Raw genomic sequence first — 410 nt, forward strand, 5'->3', positions numbered from 1 at the left:
GAAGATCACCGCCGTCAAGATGCTCCAGCAGCCGAACCACCCGCAGACGACGGCCGCGGTGCCGAAGCTGATCGCGGCGACGCTTCAGGCGCAGAGCGCCGACATCGACACGGTGTCCGGTGCGACGATCACGACCGAGGGCTACAAGGAGTCCCTCCAGGCCGCGATCGACGAGAACGCCTCGGCGGCCTCCGCCTCGCCCTCAGCCTCCGCCTCCGCCTCGTCGGCCGCCGCTTCCGAGGTCGTCGCGGGCTCGACGGTGACCACGGAGAAGGGCCCCGTCCAGGTCGAGGTGACCTTCGAGGGCGACGAGATCACCGCCGTCAAGATGCTCCAGCAGCCGAACCACCCGCAGACGACGGCCGCGGTGCCGAAGCTGATCGCGGCGACGCTTCAGGCGCAGAGCGCGG

Annotated in this window: 1 protein-coding gene; it reads left to right on the forward strand. The window is 70.5% G+C overall.

Features of this window, described 5'->3' with window-relative positions:
- The coding region (locus tag ADK57_RS15385) for an FMN-binding protein (RefSeq protein WP_159050064.1) at positions 1-410 on the forward strand (410 nt) is incomplete at both ends.

This window comes from Streptomyces sp. MMG1533 (assembly GCF_001279775.1).
In the GTDB taxonomy this organism is placed as follows: Bacteria; Actinomycetota; Actinomycetes; order Streptomycetales; family Streptomycetaceae; genus Streptomyces.